Raw genomic sequence first — 1,746 nt, 5'->3', positions numbered from 1 at the left:
TACAAGGGTGAAGGGATGGATAGGCGATCCCTTTCGATCCCTCATTGGTATCGGCGGCTAACCTTCAGTGCTACCTGTCATTTCATCCAGCCGCCTTACATGCGCTGACGCGCATCCGTCATGTCCGAAGTAAAGGTTTAGCCCTTTAACCTGTGACGTATTTGCGCTACTTTCTTCTGAATAGATAAGCCATTATTTCAATGAGGTTTTCAGGTGAGTAAAAAGAAAAAAGGAAGCAAAGTTTCAGGTGATCCACGTAAACGAGCTGCCGCTGCTGCACTCAAAAATCAGCCGAAAGAGGAGCGGGTATTAAAACTTAAAGACTTCATCGATATGGATAACCCGAAAGATGTTTCGGGATTAAGAAAGGCAGCGATAGAGCTGAAATCTGACGATATCAATGATGATTTTTTATCCTGGTATGAGGATAAAATGGGGGTTGATTATGAGTCACTTTTTGACCTGAGCTACCATAGCTTCCCCTTCTTCGATGCTCTTTTGGATAAAGGGGAGAAAGATGATGATACGGGTGTAGTTAACATAGATAAAATAGTCGCTTTTCTCAGAGATCCGGCGAATACCCCACCAGGCGAACCAGCACGATGGGATGAAGAGACTTATTTGAATATTATCGGTTTTCTGTCTGAATACCTTTCACTACGTGGATACCTTGAAAACTTCGACGAGTTTAAAAATATCGAGTCTTATAAAGAGAAAGCACTTGAAGACGAATACAGCTTTTACGGTAATGAACCTGCCGTTTTCTCCTTTCCCGGTCTGTAAGTGGAAAGCCGCCAAATTTTTGTAGCCTGTTTTTTAGGAGGCTATGCCGGAACCCCAGATTTTTCCTCCACATTGCATTTTGGTGTTATGCTACGTCTAATGAGCCGTGTCCATTACACGGCATTTGACGCGAGGTCTTTATGGCAACAACACAACGAGCAACGCAAAGCGTTACTATGACCGTAGAACGTGCCTTACTCAGCCGTGCGCGTGAGGCTGGAATCAACCTCAGTGCCACCCTGACCGCAGCCCTTGACGCTGAACTACGCCAGTATGAAGCAAAAAAATGGCAGGAGGAAAACAACGAAGCACTGGAAGCACTTAACCGTTTTCACGATGAACATGGTTGTTTCAGTGATGAATACAGGACATTTTAATAATGCAGTTCACTGTATACAGTAACACCGGGAAGAGTGCCGTCTATCCCTTGCTGCTTGATGTAACCAGCGACATTATCGGCCAGTTGAACCGCAGGATTGTGATCCCGCTGCTGCCTGTTGAAAAGTACCCAGGCAGCACACGCCCCGAACGACTGGTTCCGCTTGTCAGACTGACCGACGATAAAGAATATGCAGTTATGACGCATGAAATGGCGAGTATTCCCGCCCGGTCTTTGGGGGCTGCGTTCTGCGATGCTTCCCCTTATCGTACCGAAGTCAAAGCTGCGATTGATTTTCTTCTTGATGGTATTTAATGATGTATTCTCAACGTAATTTTTAGAAAGGATATCTCTGATGCTTAATTTTTCTCGTATGATGTTGCTTTCAATCTATGCTTATTTACTGGTCGTTTTCCTTGCTTCTGGTGCTGCCGATAAATGGATAGGTATTGGCCTTTGCGTCCTGTTTGGCGTGCTTTCATACAAAATTACTGGTACTAAAAAAAGCGCAGTACAGTGAATCTGGAGGTGTCCGGTGAGACTGATAAGCCATGAAGAGCTGCATAGCGAGTGGATGCAGGATG

Annotated in this window: 4 protein-coding genes; all 4 read left to right on the top strand. The window is 45.0% G+C overall.

The window, feature by feature from the left end:
- Nucleotides 1–213: 213 nt before the first annotated feature.
- Entirely contained in the window at nt 214–783 is a 570-nt protein-coding gene (locus tag F7Q90_RS25565; RefSeq protein WP_006122326.1) for a hypothetical protein, read from the top strand.
- 140 nt (nt 784–923) lie between these two features.
- Entirely contained in the window at nt 924–1,160 is a 237-nt protein-coding gene (locus F7Q90_RS25560; protein ID WP_025861853.1) for a type II toxin-antitoxin system CcdA family antitoxin, read from the top strand.
- Nucleotides 1,161–1,162: 2 nt separating this feature from the next.
- A complete protein-coding gene (locus tag F7Q90_RS25555; RefSeq protein WP_006122325.1) occupies nt 1,163–1,477 on the top strand; it encodes a CcdB family protein in 315 nt (104 codons plus the stop codon).
- A gap of 40 nt (nt 1,478–1,517) precedes the next feature.
- Nucleotides 1,518–1,682 carry a hypothetical protein gene (locus F7Q90_RS26810; protein WP_006122323.1) on the top strand — a complete coding sequence of 55 codons (165 nt, stop codon included), beginning with the start codon at nt 1,518–1,520 and terminating at the stop codon, nt 1,680–1,682.
- The last annotated feature ends 64 nt before the right edge of the window (nt 1,683–1,746 follow it).

This window comes from Pantoea stewartii subsp. stewartii (genome assembly GCF_008801695.1).
Taxonomy (GTDB): Bacteria; Pseudomonadota; Gammaproteobacteria; order Enterobacterales; family Enterobacteriaceae; genus Pantoea; species Pantoea stewartii.
Note: the sequence above shows the minus strand (reverse complement) of the source record. Positions and strands in the feature narration are given on the sequence as shown.

Coding starts and splice junctions, on each gene's coding strand:
- F7Q90_RS25560 (WP_025861853.1), top strand. CDS start 924: ATGGCAACAACACAACGAGCAACGCAAAGCGTTACTATGACCGTAGAA.
- F7Q90_RS25555 (WP_006122325.1), top strand. CDS start 1,163: ATGCAGTTCACTGTATACAGTAACACCGGGAAGAGTGCCGTCTATCCC.
- F7Q90_RS26810 (WP_006122323.1), top strand. CDS start 1,518: ATGCTTAATTTTTCTCGTATGATGTTGCTTTCAATCTATGCTTATTTA.